The 19,877-nt window shown below is 68.3% G+C and carries 20 protein-coding genes; 11 read left to right on the forward strand and 9 right to left on the reverse strand.

Annotation, left to right across the window (positions count from 1 at the left end):
• Positions 1-426 (forward strand): ATP-binding cassette domain-containing protein (locus ACFVH2_RS23805; RefSeq protein ID WP_378428709.1); only part of this gene is annotated, 426 nt, incomplete at its 5' end.
• 116 nt (positions 427-542) lie between these two features.
• Here the strand turns inward: ACFVH2_RS23805 and ACFVH2_RS23810 are convergent.
• A complete protein-coding gene (locus ACFVH2_RS23810; protein ID WP_378428712.1) occupies positions 543-1,127 on the reverse strand; it encodes a TetR/AcrR family transcriptional regulator in 585 nt (194 codons plus the stop codon).
• Between the two features lie 88 nt (positions 1,128-1,215).
• Here ACFVH2_RS23810 and ACFVH2_RS23815 point away from each other — a divergent pair, with 88 nt between their 5' ends.
• On the forward strand, positions 1,216-2,253 hold the full coding sequence (locus ACFVH2_RS23815; protein WP_378428714.1) for a beta-ketoacyl-ACP synthase III: 1,038 nt from the start codon (positions 1,216-1,218) through the stop codon (positions 2,251-2,253).
• 189 nt (positions 2,254-2,442) lie between these two features.
• Positions 2,443-2,985, forward strand: coding sequence for a hypothetical protein (locus ACFVH2_RS23820; RefSeq protein WP_378428716.1), 543 nt, complete (start codon positions 2,443-2,445; stop codon positions 2,983-2,985).
• Positions 2,986-3,051: 66 nt separating this feature from the next.
• On the opposite strand, the gene ACFVH2_RS23825 is transcribed toward ACFVH2_RS23820, so the two are convergent.
• Positions 3,052-4,200 (reverse strand): low temperature requirement protein A, encoded by a 1,149-nt coding sequence (locus tag ACFVH2_RS23825; RefSeq protein ID WP_378475733.1) that lies wholly within the window; start codon positions 4,198-4,200, stop codon positions 3,052-3,054.
• A gap of 159 nt (positions 4,201-4,359) precedes the next feature.
• Here ACFVH2_RS23825 and ACFVH2_RS23830 point away from each other — a divergent pair, with 159 nt between their 5' ends.
• The 3 genes from ACFVH2_RS23830 to ACFVH2_RS23840 all read left to right on the forward strand — a co-directional run bounded on the left by ACFVH2_RS23830 (position 4,360) and on the right by ACFVH2_RS23840 (position 7,129).
• Positions 4,360-5,229 (forward strand): hypothetical protein, encoded by an 870-nt coding sequence (locus ACFVH2_RS23830; protein WP_378428505.1) that lies wholly within the window; start codon positions 4,360-4,362, stop codon positions 5,227-5,229.
• 107 nt (positions 5,230-5,336) lie between these two features.
• Positions 5,337-6,707, forward strand: a complete 1,371-nt coding sequence (locus ACFVH2_RS23835) for an MFS transporter (protein ID WP_378428528.1) — start codon at positions 5,337-5,339, stop codon at positions 6,705-6,707.
• A gap of 38 nt (positions 6,708-6,745) precedes the next feature.
• Complete coding sequence (locus tag ACFVH2_RS23840) at positions 6,746-7,129, forward strand: hypothetical protein (RefSeq protein ID WP_378428506.1); 384 nt, start codon at positions 6,746-6,748, stop codon at positions 7,127-7,129.
• On the opposite strand, the gene ACFVH2_RS23845 is transcribed toward ACFVH2_RS23840, so the two are convergent.
• Positions 7,116-8,465 carry a serine hydrolase domain-containing protein gene (locus ACFVH2_RS23845; RefSeq protein ID WP_378428508.1) on the reverse strand — a complete coding sequence of 450 codons (1,350 nt, stop codon included), beginning with the start codon at positions 8,463-8,465 and terminating at the stop codon, positions 7,116-7,118. The genes ACFVH2_RS23840 and ACFVH2_RS23845 overlap by 14 nt on opposite strands.
• A 176-nt stretch (positions 8,466-8,641) precedes the next feature.
• On the opposite strand from ACFVH2_RS23845, the gene ACFVH2_RS23850 reads away from it, so the two are divergent.
• On the forward strand, positions 8,642-9,487 hold the full coding sequence (locus ACFVH2_RS23850; RefSeq protein ID WP_378428510.1) for a mycofactocin-coupled SDR family oxidoreductase: 846 nt from the start codon (positions 8,642-8,644) through the stop codon (positions 9,485-9,487).
• Between the two features lie 18 nt (positions 9,488-9,505).
• On the opposite strand, the gene ACFVH2_RS23855 is transcribed toward ACFVH2_RS23850, so the two are convergent.
• Positions 9,506-9,880: a hypothetical protein gene (locus tag ACFVH2_RS23855; protein ID WP_378428512.1), complete on the reverse strand. Its 375-nt coding sequence runs from the start codon at positions 9,878-9,880 to the stop codon at positions 9,506-9,508.
• 329 nt (positions 9,881-10,209) lie between these two features.
• Between ACFVH2_RS23855 and ACFVH2_RS23860 the strand changes: the two genes are divergently transcribed.
• Positions 10,210-11,136 carry a LysR family transcriptional regulator gene (locus tag ACFVH2_RS23860; RefSeq protein WP_378428530.1) on the forward strand — a complete coding sequence of 309 codons (927 nt, stop codon included), beginning with the start codon at positions 10,210-10,212 and terminating at the stop codon, positions 11,134-11,136.
• A 28-nt stretch (positions 11,137-11,164) separates the two neighbouring features.
• Here the strand turns inward: ACFVH2_RS23860 and katG are convergent, their stop codons facing one another.
• The 4 genes from katG to ACFVH2_RS23880 all read right to left on the reverse strand — a co-directional run bounded on the left by katG (position 11,165) and on the right by ACFVH2_RS23880 (position 16,091).
• Positions 11,165-13,363 carry a catalase/peroxidase HPI gene (katG, locus tag ACFVH2_RS23865; protein ID WP_378428514.1) on the reverse strand — a complete coding sequence of 733 codons (2,199 nt, stop codon included), beginning with the start codon at positions 13,361-13,363 and terminating at the stop codon, positions 11,165-11,167.
• Between the two features lie 259 nt (positions 13,364-13,622).
• Positions 13,623-14,921 carry an RNA polymerase sigma factor gene (locus ACFVH2_RS23870; protein WP_378428516.1) on the reverse strand — a complete coding sequence of 433 codons (1,299 nt, stop codon included), beginning with the start codon at positions 14,919-14,921 and terminating at the stop codon, positions 13,623-13,625.
• 15 nt (positions 14,922-14,936) lie between these two features.
• A complete protein-coding gene (locus tag ACFVH2_RS23875; RefSeq protein ID WP_378428518.1) occupies positions 14,937-15,356 on the reverse strand; it encodes a YciI family protein in 420 nt (139 codons plus the stop codon).
• Positions 15,357-15,515: 159 nt separating this feature from the next.
• A complete protein-coding gene (locus ACFVH2_RS23880) occupies positions 15,516-16,091 on the reverse strand; it encodes a TetR/AcrR family transcriptional regulator (protein WP_378428519.1) in 576 nt (191 codons plus the stop codon).
• A 546-nt stretch (positions 16,092-16,637) separates the two neighbouring features.
• On the opposite strand from ACFVH2_RS23880, the gene ACFVH2_RS23885 reads away from it, so the two are divergent.
• From ACFVH2_RS23885 to ACFVH2_RS23895, 3 genes are read left to right on the forward strand one after another with little or no spacing between them, the layout of a single operon-like run.
• The gene (locus ACFVH2_RS23885; protein WP_378428521.1) at positions 16,638-17,795 is read left to right on the forward strand and encodes a Rieske 2Fe-2S domain-containing protein; all 1,158 of its coding nucleotides are present in this window, start codon (positions 16,638-16,640) and stop codon (positions 17,793-17,795) included.
• 21 nt (positions 17,796-17,816) lie between these two features.
• The gene (locus tag ACFVH2_RS23890; protein ID WP_378428522.1) at positions 17,817-18,332 is read left to right on the forward strand and encodes a winged helix-turn-helix transcriptional regulator; all 516 of its coding nucleotides are present in this window, start codon (positions 17,817-17,819) and stop codon (positions 18,330-18,332) included.
• Complete coding sequence (locus ACFVH2_RS23895; RefSeq protein WP_378428532.1) at positions 18,242-19,135, forward strand: alpha/beta hydrolase; 894 nt, start codon at positions 18,242-18,244, stop codon at positions 19,133-19,135. Before ACFVH2_RS23890 ends, ACFVH2_RS23895 begins: the two co-directional genes overlap by 91 nt.
• Here the strand turns inward: ACFVH2_RS23895 and ACFVH2_RS23900 are convergent.
• Entirely contained in the window at positions 19,104-19,742 is a 639-nt protein-coding gene (locus ACFVH2_RS23900; protein WP_378428524.1) for a TetR/AcrR family transcriptional regulator, read from the reverse strand. The genes ACFVH2_RS23895 and ACFVH2_RS23900 overlap by 32 nt on opposite strands.
• Between the last annotated feature and the right edge of the window lie 135 nt (positions 19,743-19,877).

Here is a 19,877-nt window from a genome sequence, read left to right on the forward strand (position 1 = left end):
TACTTCGCGCAGGAGCACGACACCCTCGACGACGACGCCACCGTGTGGGAGAACATCCGGCACGCCGCGCCGGACACCGGGGAGCAGGAACTGCGCTCGCTGCTCGGTGCGTTCATGTTCACCGGACCGCAGCTCGAACAGCCGGCCGGCACCCTGTCCGGCGGTGAGAAGACCCGGCTGGCGTTGGCCGGCCTGGTGTCCTCGGCGGCCAACGTGCTGCTGCTCGACGAGCCGACGAACAACCTCGACCCGATCTCACGCGAGCAGGTCCTCGACGCGCTGCGCAGCTACAAGGGCGCGGTCGTGCTGGTCACGCACGACCCCGGCGCCGCCGAGGCCCTCAACCCCGAGCGGGTCATCCTGCTGCCCGACGGCACCGAGGACCACTGGTCGCAGGAGTACCTGGAACTGATCCAGCTCGCCTGAGCGGGCGGATCGACGCAGGACAGCGGCGTCGTCCCCATGCCGCGGGGAAGCTCCAACCGGAACGCTCGCACCGCCGGTGCCCGAGATTCCCCGCGGTCGGGCGACCAGTCGTCAGCTCAGCTGCGGTCGAGGTGATGACCGAGCAGGACGCCGAGCTGGGCGCGCGCATCCACGAAGGGCTGGCTCGACTCGAACGCACGGCTCTGCACGATGGCGCCCTCGATCACCGACAACAACAGCCCTGCCATCGAGCGCGCTGTCGTCTCCTCGATTCCTGCCGCGACCATGCCCTCGGCGAGCCGGGCGGTCCAGTCGGTGAACGCCTGGCCGGCTGCGGACTGCACCGCCGGATCCTGCTCGTCCAGCGCGGCCGCCATCATGAACGAGCCCAGCCGGTACTCGCTGGACTCGAGCGGCTCGCGCCAGAATGCGAAGAGCTCGTCAAGCCACGGCTCCACCGCCGGCGCGCTCGCCAGCTTCTCCGACATCGCGTTCAGGTGCGAGTACACCAATCTCGACACGATCCGGGTGGCGGTCTCCACCAACTGGCCCTTGCCAGCCGGGAAGTGCTGGTACAACGAGTTGCGCGACGCGTTGCTGCGTTTGAGCAGCTCAGTGAGCCCGGCCGCGTTCACCCCGAGCTCCTGCACGATGGCGATCGTGCTCGCGAGGAGTCGAGCGCGTGGGCGTGCCGTGGTCATGCGGGTCCCTCCGAAACCTTGTGTGGACCGATCGGTTCATGTTAGATCTACATCATATGGACCGATCGGTCCACATGAGGAGGATGCTGTGCCCGCCCCAATCGCCACCGCCAGTCCCGTCGCCCATGCGGCCCTGCTGGGTCTCGGGGTGTACCGGCCCCGCCGCGTCGTCCCCAATGCCGAGATCGTCGACCGGATCGACTCCACCGACGAGTGGATCCGGACCCGTTCCGGCATCACGGCCCGCCACTGGGCCGATCCCGACGAGACCATCGTCTCCATGAGCGTCGCGGCCGCCCGGGATGCGCTCGCCGCCGCGGGCCTCGTGGCCGAGCAGATCGACGCCGTCGTGCTGGCCACCTCGTCACAGATGGTGCTGGGCCCGTCGGCAGGCGCGGTGGTGGCCACCGAACTCGGCATGCACGACACCGCCGCGTACGACATCTCCGCCGGGTGCGCGGGCTTCTGCTACGCGCTCGGCAACGCCGCGAGCCTCGTTCGCGCTGGGCAGGCCCGGCACGTCCTGGTGATCGGCGTGGAACGACTGTCCGACCTGCTCGATCCGACCGACCGGACCTGCGCGTTCATCTTCGCCGACGGGGCCGGCGCGGTCGTGGTGGGCCCATCGGACGTCGAGGGAATCGGCCCGGTGGCGTGGGGCTCCGACGGAAGCCAGACCACGGCGATCAAGCAGGACAAGGACTTCAAGGAGTACTTCGCCGAGGTCGCGGCCGCCGAAGCCAGCGGGGGCAGCACGGAGCGGCCGTACATCCGGATGAACGGTCAGGCCGTGTTCCGCTGGGCGGTCACCTTCCTGGAGAAGGCGTGCCGCGACGCCTTGGAGAAGTCCGGAGTCACGGCCGACGACCTGGACGCCTTCGTGCCGCACCAGGCCAACAGCCGCATCACCGATGCGCTGATCCGGACGCTGGGGCTGCCCGACACCGTCGCGGTCGCTCGCGACATCGTCGAGTCCGGCAACACCAGCGCGGCATCGATCCCGATGGCGATGGAACAGCTCCTTCGGTCCGGCGGTGCCAAGCCCGGTGACACCGCGTTGCTGCTCGGCTTCGGCGCCGGACTGGCGTACGCCGGACAGGTCGTTCAGCTCCCCGCGATCGCCTGATCCACCGGACCTGGCGGGCCCTCTCCCCCCTTGGGGAGGGCCCGTCCGGCGCGGCAGGAATTGCCGAGAGTGATTGCGCGAGTGCGCCGCCCAGATCGCGCGTTTTGTAACAGTTTGTTTAGTATCGCCGAGTAAGAAGATATAGCGAACATCTCAATTCTCGTGGTATCGGATAACAGGGGAGCGATCATGAGCAAACTGATGTTGCGCCGTGCAGGCGCTGCGGCACTGGCGACCGTCGGACTGGGGACGGCGGTGGCGACTGGAGGAGGCGCCGTCGCGAGTGCTCAGCCGGCGCCGCCGACCTCGACGACGATGACGTGCTCGAGCGCGAATCCGCTCTTCTGGGCACCGTCGTTCACCTGGAACGTCAACGCCTCGTCGGGCGAGTCGCTCCGCCCCGGTGGATCCGCACTGGAGCCCGCCATCCTGCTGAGTGGCGGAAACGAGCTGCCCACGCCGCCCGGAGGTCTCATCCCGAGCATCGGGATCAACTGGTACGGCACGCGGGTGCTGGTCGACTGGCACAACACGACGACGGGGGCCTCCGGCCACAGCGTCAGCGACGAGGCGGCGTTGCAGCAGAAGCCCGGGATCCCGATCAACCGCACGTGGACCGGAACCGGCACGGTGTCGTTCACCGTCACCGTCCAGACCGGCGCGGGATGGTGGTTCGTCAATCCGCAGAACGCCGTCTGCAAGGGAACGATCTCGGTAGTGCCCGGGCGGTAGCCCGCGCCCGTCCGATCGGCGCCGCGACCGCCGCCGATCGGACGGACCGCCCCGCGGCGGACCCGATCAGATGTACGCGCTGTGCTGGCCGGTGCGCAGCGTGATGAGGTCGTCGGCGATCACCGCGACATACGCGACACCGACCAGGGCCGCGAGCTGGGCCCAGGCAACCCACGCCACGCCGATCGGGATCGTCGCGGCGACGGCTGCCGCGGCGACCAGCCGGTACCACGCGCGCGGCAGGCGCAGCGCGATGCGGAAGAAGAACTGGCCGAGGAAGTACAGCGCGACACCCCCGGAGAGTGCGGCGGCGGTGGCCGCCGAGGCGGGCTCGTTGCCGTGCGCGATGCTCATCTTGATACCGGCGGCGGTGATGACGATGCCGACCAGCAGCGGATACAGCGCGTAACCGTAGGCGAGGACCGCGACGGTGGACCGCCGCCGATCGGGCACTGCGGCCAGCGCGTGCTCGCCGCGCTCGTCGTCGATGCCGAAGTACGCCCACCACAGCACATAGGCCAACGCCAACCCGAGCGCGACGTTCGCCACCAGCCCGACCGTCAGGTTCTCCCCCGCCAGCCCCGCCCCGATCGCGACGACGGACTCGCCGATCGCGACGATGATCACCAGGCCGTGCCGCTCGCAGAAGTGACTGGCCCGGACCACGAAGTCGCCGGTGTCGACCAGGTAGGGGCTCAGCACCTGAACCGCGAATGCCAGTGCCCAGCAAAAGTATTGGATCCAGTCGTGGGCGAAACCACCGGCCAGGACAAGCGCGGCCGACAGGGCATTGAGCGGCGCTAGCCGCGTGATGGCCAGCGCCGCCGACGCGCCGCCGTTGGCGTAGAACATCGCCGTGTGCACCGTATTGACCAGTACATAGGCGATCCCGAATGCGATTCCGGTGCCGTGGAAGGCATCCGGAATGGCCAGCGCCAGCACGAAGAACCCGAACATGCCGATCAGCAGAAAGGTTCGCCGCGCGGAGCTGTTCGGTGCGACCTCGTTGGTGAGCCAGACGTAGCCGCTGTACATCCACCAGATCACCCCGAAGAGCAGGGCAACCTGCCCCACCGCCTGCCAGCTCGGCTGGTGGGTGAAGACGTGGGTCAACTGGGTGATGGTGAAGACGAAGACGAGGTCGAAGAAGAGCTCCAGGGTCGAGGCTCTGACCTGTCCCCCTTCCGGATTGGTCGTGCGGTCCGCGCCGGTCACGGCAAGAGCCTAGAACGGGCCGGAGGGGGCCGCCGGGCAATCCTGCGAAGGCAACACAGCGGCGTGACCCAAGGCATGTTCTCGAAAGGGTTGCGCATACCCCCAGGGGGTATGTAGGTTCCTGTGTGTCAGACCGACGACACGACGAGAGGCACCGCCATGAGCAACGACACGCACGCCGACCACACCGCCCATGCCCACCACACCGGCCACCAGCCCACGGAGCACGTAGCCGCAGGTCACGCCGGGCACGCCCACGCCGCCCACTCGCACACCGCGCCCGCCGCCCACCATGCGCACAGCGCGGGCACGCCGGGCGGCCTCCAGATCACCCAGGACGGATACACACTGGATCTGGCCGAGACCATCGCCCGGCCGGGCGACAACGACTTCCGGTTCCGCATCCTCGGCCCGGACGGCCGACCGGTCACCGACTACACCCCGATCCACGACCGCGCCCTGCACCTGATCGTCGTGCAGCGCGAACTGACCGGGTTCTGGCATGTACACCCCGAACTCGCGGCCGACGGCACCTGGTCGGTGCGGCTGAACCTCCCCGACGCCGGCGCCTACCGCGTGTTCACCGATATCGCGCCGACGCAGCTCGGGCACACCATCACGCTCGGCGCCGATCTCGCGGTCGTCGGCTCCTACGACCCGCAGCCGACGCCGAGCCCGAATCGCGCCGCCGTCGTGGACGGCTACGAGGTGGCCCTCGACGGGGATCTCGTGCCCGGAGAAGGCGATCTGTTGACCCTCACCGTGCGCAAGGACGGCCGACCCGTCACCGATCTGCAGCCGTATCTGGCCGCTTTCGGCCACCTGGTGATCCTCCGCGCGGGCGACCTGGCCTACGTCCACGTCCACCCGAACGGCGAACCTGGCGACGGCGTCACCGCTCCCGGTCCCGACATCACCTTCCACACCGCCGTGCCCGGCGCCGGTACCTATCGACTCTTCCTCGATTTCAAGCACGGTGACACCGTCCACACCGCCGCGTTCACCCTCCACGCCGCCCGTCGGCACTGAAGCCGCCCCGACCCCGAGGAGAACCCATGTCTGACTGCCGTTGTCTCCGTACCCGCTCGCCACCCCCGCCCGCTCACTCGAAGGAGGCATTCGCGATGCGAAAGCCGATGATCACCTCACTCTTCACCCGTCCCGACTATCTGCGACTGTTCACCGCTCAGGTGTCGTCCCTGTTCGGCACCGGTTTGACCACCGTTGCGCTGGGGCTGCTCGCCTACGAACTCGCCGGCGCCGACGCCGCTGCAGTGCTCGGCACCGCGCTGACGATCAAGATGATCGTGTACGTCACGGTAGCTCCGGTCGTGGCCGCCTACGCCAGCCGTTTCCCACGCCGACTCTTCCTGTTCGGGCTCAACGTGATTCGAGCCGCCATCGTGTTGGGTCTGCCGTTCATCGACCAGATCTGGCAGATCTACGTGCTGATCGCCGTCCTGCAAACCGCCTCTGCGGCATACACCCCGACCTACCAGGCGGTCATCCCCGACATCCTGCCCGACGAGCGCGAGTACACCAGGGCGCTCTCGGCCGCGCAGCTCGCCGCCACGATGGAAACCCTGCTGAGCCCGATGCTTGCCGCAGTGGCTCTGACCCTGATCAGTTTCCACTGGCTGTTCGTCGGCACCGCAATCGGATTCGCGGTATCGGCGGCCCTGGTGATCGCGACCCGCATTCCGGACGCGGGCGCCACCACCGAGGGCACGTTCCGGGACCGGATCACGGTGGGCATGCGGATCTTCGCCGCCACACCGCGGCTGCGCGGACTGCTCGGCCTGAACCTGGCGGTCGCGGCGGCGGGATCGGTGATCATGGTCAACACCGTCAACTACGTCCGCGACATGCTCGGCGGCACCCAGTCCGGAGTGGCGATGCTGTTGGCCGCGAACGGGTTCGGCACGATGCTCGTCGCGCTGTCGCTGCCACGGGTCCTGGACCGGCTCGGCGCCCGGCCGGTGATGCTGGCCGGCGCCACCGCCCTGATCGCCGGCCTCGGATCGGCCGTCGCCCTGTCGGTCGCCGACGGAGGAGACTGGCGCTGGGGCGCAGCGATCGCCGTATGGGCCACGGTCGGCGCAGGCACAGCGGCGGTACTCACCCCGACCGGCCAGGTCCTGCGACGCTCGGCGCACCCCGCCGACCGGCCCGCCCTCTTCGCCGCCCAGTTCTCGTTGTCGCACCTGGCCTGGCTGCTGACCTACCCGATCGCGGGGTGGCTCTCGGCCGCCGGTCTCACCACCACCTGGGCGACACTGGCCGTGATCGCGACCGTCGGAATCGCTGTGGCCGTGCGCATGTGGCCCCGCCACGACCCGGCGGAGCTCACCCACCTGCACGAGGTCGGGTCGATCGACCCAGCGAAGCTGGTCGACGCCGACCGCGTGGGCGATCGGCTCTACCGACACACCCACGCGTTCGTCATCGACGCCGAGCACCCGCACTGGCCGTCGGACAGGGCCCGGACGCCGGCCCTGGTCGGATGACCACGGGGGCCTCCGGCCACATCACCTACCATGCAGGCATGACGCGGTTGAGCTCTACGTCGACGGGCCTTCTGATCGGGCTCGGGGTTGCCATCGGCGGCTCGGTCGTCCTGGTCCAAGTGGCCGGAGCACCGTCCTGGGATGCCTCCGAGTCGCTACTCGTGTTCCTGTGGCCTGTCTTCGCGGGCTTTCTCGCCTTCGCTTTCTGGTCCTGGCGCACACTGCCCGGCCGGACGACGCGACTCGACGAGCCACCGACCGAGGTTCCGGCCGGGCTCCTGCCGCCGCGGCGGGAGGCGGGTGTGGACCTCGACGATCTCGACGACCCGAGCGCCTTCGCGATGCTGCATTACAACGTGTGCCTGAGCGATCTCGCGGCGGACCGGGACCACCTTTCGGCCCGACCCGCTACCTGGTGGTGACGGGGGTCGGTGCGGGCGCCAGCGCCAACCCCGCATAGATCTCGTCCAGAACCGTTGGCAGCAATGCGTTCGCCGTGGTCTTGCCTTCGGGCGACAGGGTCAGGTTCGTCCATATCACGAGGGTCACGTCGTTGTCGGGGTCGTAGCCGATGAACGAGTTGAAGCCCGGCATTTCACCGCCGTGGTAGTACATCGCGGCGTTCGGTCCGAAACGCTGATAGCTGATTCCGTATCCGTACTGCTGCCCATCGGGTGCATTCGGGTCCTCGGGCTGCAGGCTGTGCAGCCACTGCTGCTGGATGTCCGGACTGAACACCTTGCCCGACACCAGTGCTCGGATCCACACCGCCAGGTCGTCCGCCGTGGAAATGCCGCCGCCGGCGGCGGTGGCGTACGAGGGGTTCTGGTTGGTGTAGTCGCGGGGCTGGAGTGTCCCGTTCCGCGCGGCGGCCTGCACGTCGGCGGGGTACGGCTTGTCGGTCAACGCGTAGGACGAGTCGCCGTACATGTAGCCGTGCGCGTAGCGATCCGGGACGGTGTAGTCGTCCGCGGCGGGAAGCGACGTCTGCTGCAGTCCGAGCGGCCCGAACAGCCGATCCTGGAATTGCTCGGCCAGCGACCGCCCGTCGACCTTCTCGGCGATCAGGCCCAGCAGTGCGTAGTTCGTGTTGTTGTACTCGTACACCGTGCCGGGCGGGGAGTCCGGCGGGTGCGCGAACGCGATGTCCAAGATCTCCCGAGACGTCCAGGCCTTCGTCGGGTCGGCATCCAGCGTGGCCGCCAACTCGGGCGCATTGGTGTAGCTGTACAACCCGCTGCGCATCGTCAACAGCTGTGCGACAGTGATGTTCTCGCCGCCCGGCACCTCCGGGAGATAGGCGGACACCGGGTCGCTGAACCGGAGCTTGCCGTCCTGAACCAACAGCACGATCACCGCGGACGTCATGGTCTTGGTGTTCGAGGCCATGCGGAAGTGAGTGCGGGCGTCCGGCGTCGTCTGCGTGTTGAGCTCGCCGGTGCCGACCGCCGCGTCGAAACTCCCCTGCGGCGTCCGCAGCTGCACCACCGCGCCGGGCACGAGCAACTCCTTGGCCGCGGCGTCCACCGCCGCCTGGAGAGCGACCGGATCGATCCGGTTCAGCGCCGAGCCCGTCGGCGCCGCGCCGGTCACAGTCACCGAGCCGGACGGTGAACCGTGCGATGTCTCCACGGTCGTCGGGCCGGACGTGCGGGAACAGCCCGCGACGAGGAGCGCGACGCACGCCCCGAGCGCGACGATGCGGCCGGCGCGTCGGCTCGGCGCGCGTTCCTCCTGGACGTCGCACATGTTCGACATCACCGCTCCAGTGCCAGGGTTCGGGCACCGCGCTGCTGGAGCAGTGACCCGCTGGGCAGACCTCCTCGTCATCCTAGCCCCGAGAGCAGACCGGGCCGCTACCGCGAAACGCCTCCCGGATCCCGTCCGCAATAGATGATGAAGGCGCTTCAGTTTCGGACGAGTTGAGGAGAACGATGGACAAGCTCACCGGCCAGGTCGCGTTCATCACCGGTGCGGCGCGCGGTCAGGGACGCGCGCACGCGGTGAAGATGGCCGCGGAGGGGGCCGACATCATCGCGGTCGACCGCTGCGCACCCGTGGCGACCGCGGGATACGACATGGCGACCGAGGCCGACCTCGCCGAGACGGTGGCGCTGGTGGAGGCCCAGGGCCGCGGCATCGTCGCGACGGTCGCCGACACCCGCGACCTCGATTCGCTGCAGAAGGCCGTGGACGCGGGCGTCGAACGCTTCGGCCGTCTCGACATCGTCGTCGCCAACGCCGGCATCGCCGCGTCGCCGAAGCTGTCCTGGGACCTCACCCCCGACGAGTTCCGCGAGATGATGGACATCAACGTCACGGGCGTCTGGCAGACCACCAAGGTCGCGATCCCGCACATGATGGCAGGCAACCGCGGCGGTTCCGTCGTGCTGATCAGTTCGATGGCGGGACTGCGCGGAGTCCCCGGCATCGTGCACTACTCCACCGCCAAGCACGCCGTCCGGGGGATGGCGAAGTCGCTGGCAAACGAGCTGGCGTGGGCGAACATTCGGGTGAACTCGGTTCATCCCGGCAATGTCCGGACGACCATGATCGACAACGAGGCGATGGTGCGCGGGTTCCGCCCGGACCTCGAGCATCCGGTGCTCGACGACACGGCCGAGATCATGCAGAAGCTCAACCTGCTCCCCCAGCCCTGGGTCGAGGCCGAGGCGATCGCGGATGCCGTGCTGTACCTGGTCGGCGACACCGGACGCGGCATCACCGGAATCGCACTGCCCGTGGACCTGGGCACCGCCGAGAAGTTCGCAGGCGGATAGGCGCGGACCGGGCGCCCGTCAGGAGATGACCACCCCCGAGGACACCGAGCACGGCAGCAGACCGGCCAACATGCTCACGACGGGGCCCGTGCCGACGGTCGCCGGCATCGGCGCATTGACGAACGCGAAGCCCTGGGACCCGGTGGTGAGGCTCGTCCACTGGACGACGGCACCGTTCCACTTGGACAGCGGCGCAGCGGTCGCATAGCTGATTCGGTCGGGTGCCACCCGCTCGGCCGTGAACGTGAGCCACTCCCCTGGCGCGCAGCTCGATATCGAGGACGGCACGAAGGCGACGGGGCTGGCCGACGCGGCGGCCGGAACCGCCAGCATCGCCGCGCCGACCACCGCCGTCAGCGCGGCGATCCGACCGAAAGCTGTGCAGGTGAACATCGGATTTCCTTTCGTCGAACCCGGGGCTTCCACTCCGGTGCCCGAATCCGAGTCACCGAGGGCTGCCGACTGCAGGGGCGACGCGCTTGTCCGGCCGTGCTCGCCGCATCGCCGAGATGCGTGCTGGCGTCCGCGACGCGACAGGCGCGAGTAGCGGTGGTCGAAGGGCGCGAGGTCGCCGTCATCCTTCTTCCCGTGATCCACACAGAAGCAAGTCCAACAATCGTATCCCCGATGACGCCGGATCCACTCGGTCCGATCACGGCGGCGAAGCGGTGTGCACCGACAGAATGGAGCTGCTCCAGATACCCGGCGTGGTCGAATGGACCATGCTGTTCCGCCAACTCGAGTACTTCGTGGCGCTCGCTCGGGAACGACACTTCGCGCGCGCCGCGGCCGCCTGCTACGTAACCCAACCGGCACTGTCGGAGGCGATCCGCAAACTCGAACAGGAGTTGAAGGTTCCGCTGGTCCGGCGCGGGCACGCCTTCGAAGGCCTGACTCCCGAGGGCGAGCGGCTGGTGCTGTGGGCGCGGCGCATCCTGGCCGACCGCGATGCGCTCGAGCACGAGGTCGCAGCGCTGCAGACCGGCCTCACCGGCGAGCTCCGGCTCGGGGTGATCCCGGCCGCCGCGACCACCGTCGCCGTGATCACCGACCCGTTCTGCGCCGAACACCCGCTGGTTCGCGTACAGCTCGAGACGAGCCTGCGCTCGGCGGACATCGTCGAACGCGTCCGCCGATTCGAACTCGACGCCGGGATCGTCTACGACGGCGGGCTGAACACCGCGGGCCTGGTCGTCACCCCGCTGTACGAGGAGCGGCACGTACTCGTCGCTGGCAGGGACCTACTCGCCGGCCGATCGGACACCATCGGCTGGGCGGAGGCACTCGAGCTGCCGATGTGCCTGCTGAACAAGGGCATGCGTGGGCGCCAACTCATCGACGAGGCACTCACGACACAGGACCTCGAGGTGAGCCCTCAACTGGAAACCGATTCCATTGCAACGCTTCTCGCTCACATCGACACCGGACGTTGGGCGAGCATCGTGCCGCGGACCTGGCTCCGCAGCCTGCGCCCGCCTGCCGGCACGAGGGTGCTACGACTGGACGCACCGGCCGTCACCGCTCGGATCTCGCTCGTGACCGACGCGGTCGAACCGGGCTCGGTGCTCACCCGCGCCCTGATCCGTTCGGTGCAGGACGCCGGTGTCGACGGCGCCCTCGCGGGGCCGTCGATGCCTGCCGAGGGCTGATCTCGGCAGGGCACCGACCACCGGGTCGTCAGGCGAGGTCGAAGCGGTCGAGGTTCATCACCTTGTCCCACGCAGACACGAAGTCCTGCACGAACTTCTGCGCACCGTCGTCGCTGCCGTAGACCTCGACGAGCGCGCGCAACTGCGAGTTCGAGCCGAAGACGAGGTCGACGGCGGTGGCGGTCCACTTGACCTCGCCCGTGGCGCGATCGCGGCCCTCGTACACGTTCTCGGACGCCTCGGACGGCTTCCACTGTGTGCCCATGTCGAGCAGGTTCACGAAGAAGTCGTTCGTCAGGGTCCCGGGTCGATCGGTGAGAACCCCGTGCCCGGACTGCCCGACATTGGCGTTCAGGGCCCGCATGCCACCGACGAGAACCGTCATCTCCGGGGCCGTCAGCGTCAGCAGGTTCGCCTTGTCCAGCAGTAGCCGCTCCGCGGGCAGCTTCTCCCCCTCGCGCAAGTAGTTGCGGAACCCGTCGGCCCGGGGCTCGAGGACGGCGAAGGACTCCACGTCGGTCTGCTCCTGCGCGGCGTCGGTGCGGCCCGGCGTGAACGGCACCGTGACTTCGTACCCGGCATCCTTCGCCGCCTGCTCGACCGCCGCACATCCGGCCAGCACGATCAGGTCTGCCAACGAGATCCGCGTGTCGTCGGAACGCGCCTCGTTGAACTCGCGCTGGATCCGCTCGAGGGTCGACAGCACCTCCGCCAGCCCGTCCGGCTCGTTCGACTCCCAGTCCTTCTGCGGCTCGAGCCGAATTCGCGCCCCGTTGGCCCCACCACGGTTGTCGGTGCCACGGAACGTTGCCGCCGCGGACCAGGCGGCCCCGACCAACCGGGAGATCGGCAGTCCCGACGCGAGGACGGCGGACTCGAGCGCCGCGACGTCATCCGTCCCGACCAGGGCGTGATCGACCGCGGGGACCGGGTCCTGCCACAGCTGCGGCTCCGGAACCCACGGACCGAGGTAGCGCGAGACCGGCCCCATGTCGCGGTGCAGCAGCTTGTACCAGGCCTTGGCGAACTCCTCCGCGAGCTCCTCCGGGTGGTCCAGCCAGCGACGGGTGATGGGCCCGTACACCGGGTCGAGCCGCAACGAGAGGTCCGTCGTCAGCATCACCGGGCTGTGGGACTTCGACGGATCGTGGGCGTCGCGGACGGTGCCCGCCCCTGTGCCGTCCTTGGGTATGTACTGCCATGCCCCGGCCGGGCTCTTGGTCTTCTCCCACTCGTAGCCGTACAGGGTCTCGAGGAAGCTGTTGTCCCACCTGGTCGGGGTGGGCGTCCACGTGCCCTCGAGGCCGCTGGTGATCGCGTCCCCACCGACGCCGGTACCGAAGGAGCTCTTCCAGCCGAGGCCCTGCTGCTCGATCGGCGCGGCCTCGGGCTCGGGGCCGACGAGGTCGGCCGGTCCCGCGCCGTGTGTCTTGCCGACGGTGTGGCCGCCGACGATCAGTGCGGCGGTCTCGACGTCGTTCATCGCCATCCGGCGGAAGGTCTCGCGGATGTCGACGGCCGCGGCGAGCGGGTCCGGGTTCCCGTTGGGCCCTTCCGGATTCACGTAGATCAGGCCCATCTGCACGGCACCGAAGGGACCGGTGAGCTCTCGGTCGCCGCTGTAGCGCTCGTCGCCGAGCCAGGTGTCCTCCGGCCCCCAGAACACCTCGTCGGGCTCCCAGATGTCCTCACGGCCGAAACCGAAGCCGAACGTCTCGAACCCCATCGACTCGTAGGCGCAGTTGCCGGCGAAGATGATGAGATCCGCCCAGGAGAGCTTTCGGCCGTACTTCTGCTTGACCGGCCAGAGCAACCGGCGCGCCTTGTCGAGGCTCGCGTTGTCGGGCCAACTGTTGAGGGGGGCGAAGCGTTGGGCGCCCTCACCGCCACCGCCGCGGCCGTCCGCGATGCGGTAGGTGCCCGCAGCGTGCCAGCTCATCCGGATGAACAGCGGCCCGTAGTGTCCGAAATCGGCCGGCCACCAGTCCTGCGACGCCGTCATCAGCTCGATGACGTCCCGTTTCAGCGCGTCCACGTCGAGCGTCGCGAACTCCGCCGCGTAGTCGAAGCCCTCACCCATGGGGTCCGACAGGGGCGAGTGTTGATGGAGGACCTGCAGGTTCAGCTGATTCGGCCACCAGTCCTGGTTGGTCATCGGTCGATGTGCATGAGGAACCGGGCAGCCAATCGCCGGGCTTTCACTTTCGCTGTTGGACACGTCGGCCATTCCTTCCAGGCGGGGATGTAACGGAGTGCGACCACGGACGTGGTCGCGAGACCAGTGATGGCAAGAAGTCGGGGATCATACGGCGGGAACGCCGGACCGGACCGTCGGGATTCGGCGCCGTCGGCCGGCCCTGCGCATACTTCGACGCCGCGACCCGTTCTCGGGCCACGACCAGCTCAGCCGGACGCAGCTGCTCGGCGTCTTCCCTCGTCGAGGGCACACGAATACAATGGCCCCCTTTCTGGATTCGGTCAAGAGTTCAGGCGCCGGACGCGGGCAGATCGGCGAGCTTTCGCCGCAGCACCCCTCGCTCACGCTCGTTGCGGCACAAGCGAACTGCACGCTCCAGCTCCGCGCGAGCCTCCGCCGTGCGACCCAGCCGGGTGAGCAGCTCGCCGCGAACGCTCGGCAGCAGGTGCGAGTGCGGCAGCGCTCCGGAGACCATCAGACCGTCCACCATCGGCAACGCCGCAGCCGGTCCCTGCGCCATGGACACCGCCACCGCGCGGTTGAGGTCCACCACCGGTGACGGCGCGAGCCGACCGAGCGCCTCGTAGACGAGCACGATGCGCTCCCAGTCCGTCGCGGCGACCGACGGCGCGACGGCATGACATTCGGCGATGACGGCCTGCAGCCCGTAGGCGCCCAGGCCGCGGCCGACGTGTTCCGCGCGCCCCAGGGCGGCTCGTCCACGCCCGATCGCGGCACGATCCCAGCGGCTGCGGTCCTGGTGCTCGAGCAGCACCGGCTCGCCGTCCGCACCGGTCCGCGCCGGGAAGCGCGCCGCGGTCAGCTCGAGCAGCGCCAGCAAACCGTGAGCCTCGGGCTCGTCCGGCACCAGCCGGGCCAGCACCCGCGCGAGACGCTGTGCCTCGCTCGCGAGGTCGAGCCGGATCAGGTCGCCACCGGAGCTGGCCGAGGAGCCTTCGGTGAAGATCAGGTAGACCACGCTGAGCACCGAGCCGAGCCGCTCCTTGCGCTCCTGCGCCGACGGCACCTCGAACGGCACCCGGGCCGCGCCGAGGGTCTTCTTCGCCCGGGTGATTCGGGCCTGCACGGTCGCCGTGGGGACGAGGAACGCGCTGGCGATCTCGTCGCTGGTCAGACCGCCGACCACCCGCAGGGTGAGTGCGACCCTCGCCTCCCGCGACAGCACGGGATGGCAGGAGACGAACATCAGCGCCAGCACGTCGTCGTCGATCTGGTCCGGGTCCCACAGCACGTCCTCGGCCTCCCGGACCGGATCGGGCGCCGTGCTCCCCGCCACGGCGCCGCCCTCGCCCAGATGGTGGGCGAGGGCGGCGTACCGCTCGTCGAGGGCGGAGCGCCGGCGGAACGCGTCGATCGCGCGGCGGCGGCCGACGGTGAGCAGCCACCCCGCGGGGTTGCGGGGCACGCCCTCGCGCGGCCAGGTCACCAGCGCCTCGGCCAGCGCCTCCTGCGCGAGGTCCTCGGCCAGGGCGAACTCGCCGGTGTACCGGGTGAGGGCACCGACGATCCGGGCGGACTCGATCCGCCAGACCGCGGCGACGGCCTCACGACCGGTTGGATCCGCCATCGACCCTCGATCCGATCAGAGCTGGCCGGTGGCTTCGCGCCACGCGCGCTCCTTCTTGATCCACTCGTTGTCCTGCGGGAACTCGTCGATCGTGGTGACCCGGCGGATCTCGGTCTTGAACCCGGGGCCGGTGACCGGCGACCGCTTGGCCCACTCGACGGCCTCCTCCTTCGACGCCACGTTGAGGATGTAGAACCCGCCGAAGAGCTCCTTGGTCTCGCCGTAGGGGCCGTCGGTGATCACCGGCTGCTCGGAGGAGTGGTCGACGACCACGCCCTCGGCGGCGTCGTCGAGTCCCTCCGCCGCGACGAGCACGCCGGCCCGGATCATCTCGTCGTTGTACCTCCCGATGGTCTCGAGCATCGCGTCGAAGTCGGTGTTCATCATCCCCGCGTACGCCTCGTCGGTGGCACGCATGACCAGCATGTACTTCATGACCGTCGTCTCCTTGGTTGTCCGGGTCCCCTTTCTGGGACCCTCTCATCCACAGGTCGAACGGGGAAGGTCGCGGATCGACACGGGCGCCGAAGTTCTTTCCGGCGACGCCGGGCCGTGTCGTCGCGTCCCTGGGAGCCACGCCCACTGGACCCCATGTCACTGCGGGTGCAGCGGCGCACCCAGGAGCCCTACGAGCATTTCGACGATCTGCCGACGCGTGGGGCCGAGCGCATCGGCGGCCTCGGATGCGCGTTCGTGGTCGGCCAGCAACGCGAACAGGGTGGTCGCCATCGACGAGATCCGACTGCTGCGCTCGTGCTGCGTTCCGTCGGGAAGCAGTTCGCCCAGAGTTTCGGTGATGGTCGACCACGCCGAGCCCCCCTCGTCCGCGGGCCAACTCTTCACGTGATTGCGCATCACCTCGAGGAACCGGAAGTAGTGGGTTCCACCCTGTTCCGTGGAGGCGTCCAGGAGCGAGGTCACGAGTGCGTCGACGAGCGCATGGGTGTCGCGGGCATCGATCTGGGCCAGGAGTCGCGCGCTCGAGGACTCCACCGACGCCAGTCGCCGGACCACGATTGCCTGCACGAGGCCCTGCCGGTCGCCGAAGTAGTACTGGACGGCAGAGTTGTTGCGCTGACCTGCGGCCTTGGCGATGTCGCGCAAGGGGACATCAGCGCCGTGTTCGGCGAACATCCGTTCGGCGGCCAGGAGGAGTGCGTCGGCGGTCATGGGTTGAAAACCTACCCTTGACACATGTAAGCGCTGGCGCTTAATCTCCGTTACGTGAATAACCGCGGTAGCGACATCGGTTAGCCGTCGGCCGGACCGGGCGGCAAGACAACCGACAGGCGTCACCACCAACGGTTTGTCGAGTCATATTTGAGCACCAATTGTTCAGGCGTCTCGAAGTGGTTCCAAAGAATGTCGAATCAAGCGCGAATTGCGTCCAGCACAAGGCTCGACCCGATCGACAAGCAGAACTCCCAACGTGGTCGGCACGTGGATTTTCCAGCACGGCCGCGTATGTCGACCACCCCACCCTGCACCAATGTCCTGCAGTTTTGATCGAAACTCATCTGGCGGCCGAAGCCGATCGCGTCTCGACTCGGTCAGACCGTCACCCGTTTCAGATTTCTCTCGCGCTCGATACTCACGTCCGATCGAGACGTTTCCGGTGGGCGGGAATTCCTCCGGCACTCGCCGTTCTCACAGCAACTAGGAGTACTCCACATCAAATATGTGGTGTCGTCACGGTCGTAATACACGGAGGTATCAATGGAATCAGAATTCGGCGACGATGTTCGGGTAATCGAGACGGGCAGCAATCCGACGCGGTTTGCCCGCGGGTGGCACTGCCTGGGCCTACTGCGGGACTTCCGGGACGGCAAGCCGCACGAGATCAAGGCCTTCGGCACCTCTCTCGTGGTCTTCCAGTCCGAGTCCGACGGCAAGCTCAACGTGCTCGACACGTACTGCCGGCACATGGGCGGCAACCTCGCCCTGGGAACCGTCAAGGGTGACTCCATCGCCTGCCCGTTCCACGACTGGCGCTGGGGCGGCAACGGCAAGTGCACCGACATCCCCTATGCGCGCCGGGTCCCCCCGCTCGCACGCACCCGCAGCTGGCTCACCCTCGAGCGCAACGGGCAGCTTTACGTCTGGCACGACCCGCAGGGCAGCCAGCCACCCGGCGACGTGACGATTCCCGAGATCGAGGGCTACGGCACCGACGAGTGGACCGACTGGAGCTGGAACTCGATCCTCATCGAGGGCACGCACTGCCGGGAGATGGTCGACAACGTCGTGGACATGGCGCACTTCTTCTACGTCCATTTCGCGCTTCCGAAGTACTTCAAGAACGTCTTCCAGGGCCACGTGGCGTCCCAGTACATGGGGGCGGCGGGCCGTCCGGACATCCATCTCGGCACCGCGTACGACAAGTCCGACGGTCACCTCGACTCCGAGGCGTCGTACTACGGGCCCTCCTACATGATCAACGGGCAGAAGCTCGTGTCGGACGGTCACGCCACCGAGGGCGTCCTGATCAACTGCCACTATCCGGTGACGTCCGACTCGTTCGTGCTGCAGTACGGCGCGATCGTGAAGAAAGTACCCGGCCTGTCCGACGACGTGGCGACCCAGACCGCGGAGGCCTTCGCGACGAGCCTCGAGGTCGCGTTCCTCCAGGACGTCGAGATCTGGAAGAACAAGTCGCGCATCGACAATCCGCTCCTCTGCGAGGAGGACGGTCCGGTGTACCAACTCCGGCGCTGGTACGACCAGTTCTACGTGGATGTCGAGGACATCACGCCGGACATGGTGAACCGCTTCGAGTTCGAGGTCGACACCACGCGGGCGGTGCAGTCGTGGGAGCACGAGGTCGCCGACAACATCGCCAACGGACGAGAGGTCTACGCGGAACCGGCCCGCTGACCCTCGGTCACCGCGAAAAGTGTGTCGGCCCGCCGGTCCGCCCGAGAAGCGAACGGACCGGCGGGCAGACCGGTCATCGACCGACTCACCCACCTCGTGAACGAGGGCATCGTCGAACGCGGGATCCGTGCCGGGTTCCCCTCCCGCACTGTCTACCGAGTGACCGCACCGGGCGAAGCTCTTCGCCCACTCCTGATCGAGCTGTATCGCACGGGCCAACGTCTCCGCGAGGCACGGGACCGGGATCCGCTCGACGCATCGGGTCCTGCGCGCAACGACAAGGCGGCCGACGGACACCTTCCCGGTATGCGGGAGAGCGCATTTCACCGAATCCACCACGCTTCTACTCTTCGGCACAGCGACGCAACCAGCCCGATTCCCCGAGGAGTGCCGTGCAGAATCGAATCGATCCGCAATTGCGAACGCTGCTGCCGGCGCTGCCCCATGTGGACATCGCGGACCCTGCCGCCTTCCGGGAAAGCCAGCGCGTGCGTGCCGCCACACTGGCGGCCGCGGTGGAGCACCCCGACGGCATGACGGTCAGCGACGCCCGCGTTCCGGGCCGCGACGGCGGAGCCGACATCCCTGTCCGCCTGTACACCCCGACAGGAGCACCCCGCCCGATGGGCGCCCTCGTCTGGTTCCACGGCGGCGGGTACGTATTCGGCGACATCGCCAGCAGCGAGCGATCCTGCGTTGCCATCGCCGAGGACGTCGGCTGCCTCGTCGTCAGCGTCGAATATCGACTGGCACCGGAGAATCCGTTCCCCGCCGGCCTCGACGACGGCCACACCGCCCTGACGTGGGTGGTCGAGCACGCGGACGATCTGGGGGTCGATCCCGCCCGCATCGCGATCGGTGGCGTCAGCGCCGGCGCCGGCCTCGCGGCGGGCCTCGCCCTGCGGATACGTGACGAGAAGGGCCCGACCCTGGCCTGTCAGCTACTGGACAATCCGATGCTCGACGACCGGATGGAAACCGATTCGATCCGGGAGTTCACGGACACGCCACTGTGGACCGGCGCCCAGGCTGCCCTCGCATGGAGCTTCTATCTCGGCGAGGCGCGATCCGAGCCCTCCCCGTACGCGGCCCCGGCCCGCGCCGAGAACCTGGCCGGTCTGCCTCCCGCGTGGATTTCCGCCTGCGAACTGGACCCGCTGCGCGACGAGGCCCTCGACTATGCGCTTCGCCTGATCCGTGCCGGGGTACCGGTCGAATTGCATCACCGGCCGGGGACCTTCCACGGCTCCAACGCGATCCCGGGCCCCACCGTCTCGGACCGCACGCGCGACGACATGCACCACGCACTCAGGACAGCATTCGCTCGGCCCCGCCGGTGACGAAGGTGACCAGGTCCTCGTAGTACTCGACGAGTTCGGCTTCGGTGACCTTGGCTCCACCGACCGCCCAGTCGTCGACCCGGCTGAGCGACTGCAGGAAGCTCATCACGGCGATCGGCCATCGGCGATCGATTCGATCCGCGGCGGTGTCCGGGAGGGCCCGCCGCACCTGTTCACGAAGCCGGATCGAAAGTTCGTCCTGACCAGTGGAAGTGACCGCAGGCCTGCCTTCACGTGAGACCTGGACGACGATCTTCACCCAACGAATCCCCCGCACCCGGTGCTTGAGGAGAAGGTCGAGATACGGATCGGTGAGGGCTCGGACCACCTCGCCCAGGGTGGGGGCCTTCCGCGCCGCGGCGAGGGTGTCGACATTCGCGCCGATCTGCCGCGACAGGTCGGCGCCGAGATCGAGAAGGACGGCCGCCAGGAGGTCTTCCTTGGAGCCGAAGTGGTAGTGCACGGCTGCCGGGCCTTGACCGGCGGCCGCGTTGACCGCTCGAACCGACACCGCGTCGACCCCCTGAGCGGCGAACAATCGTTCGGCGGTCTTGACCAGCCGGTTGCGGGTGGCATCGCCCTGTCTGGTCTGTGTTGTCCCGGCCATGGGTAGGGAGCGTATCCGAACACCGACGATCCACTCGACGGCCGTTCGGGATTCGATCCGCAGGATTTCCCGCCGCCCCGGGACGGGGCCGATAGGATCAATCAACTGATCGAATCAGTCGATAGAATTCGACCA

This window comes from Rhodococcus sp. NPDC127527 (assembly GCF_042672245.1).
Lineage (GTDB): Bacteria > Actinomycetota > Actinomycetes > Mycobacteriales > Mycobacteriaceae > Rhodococcus_G.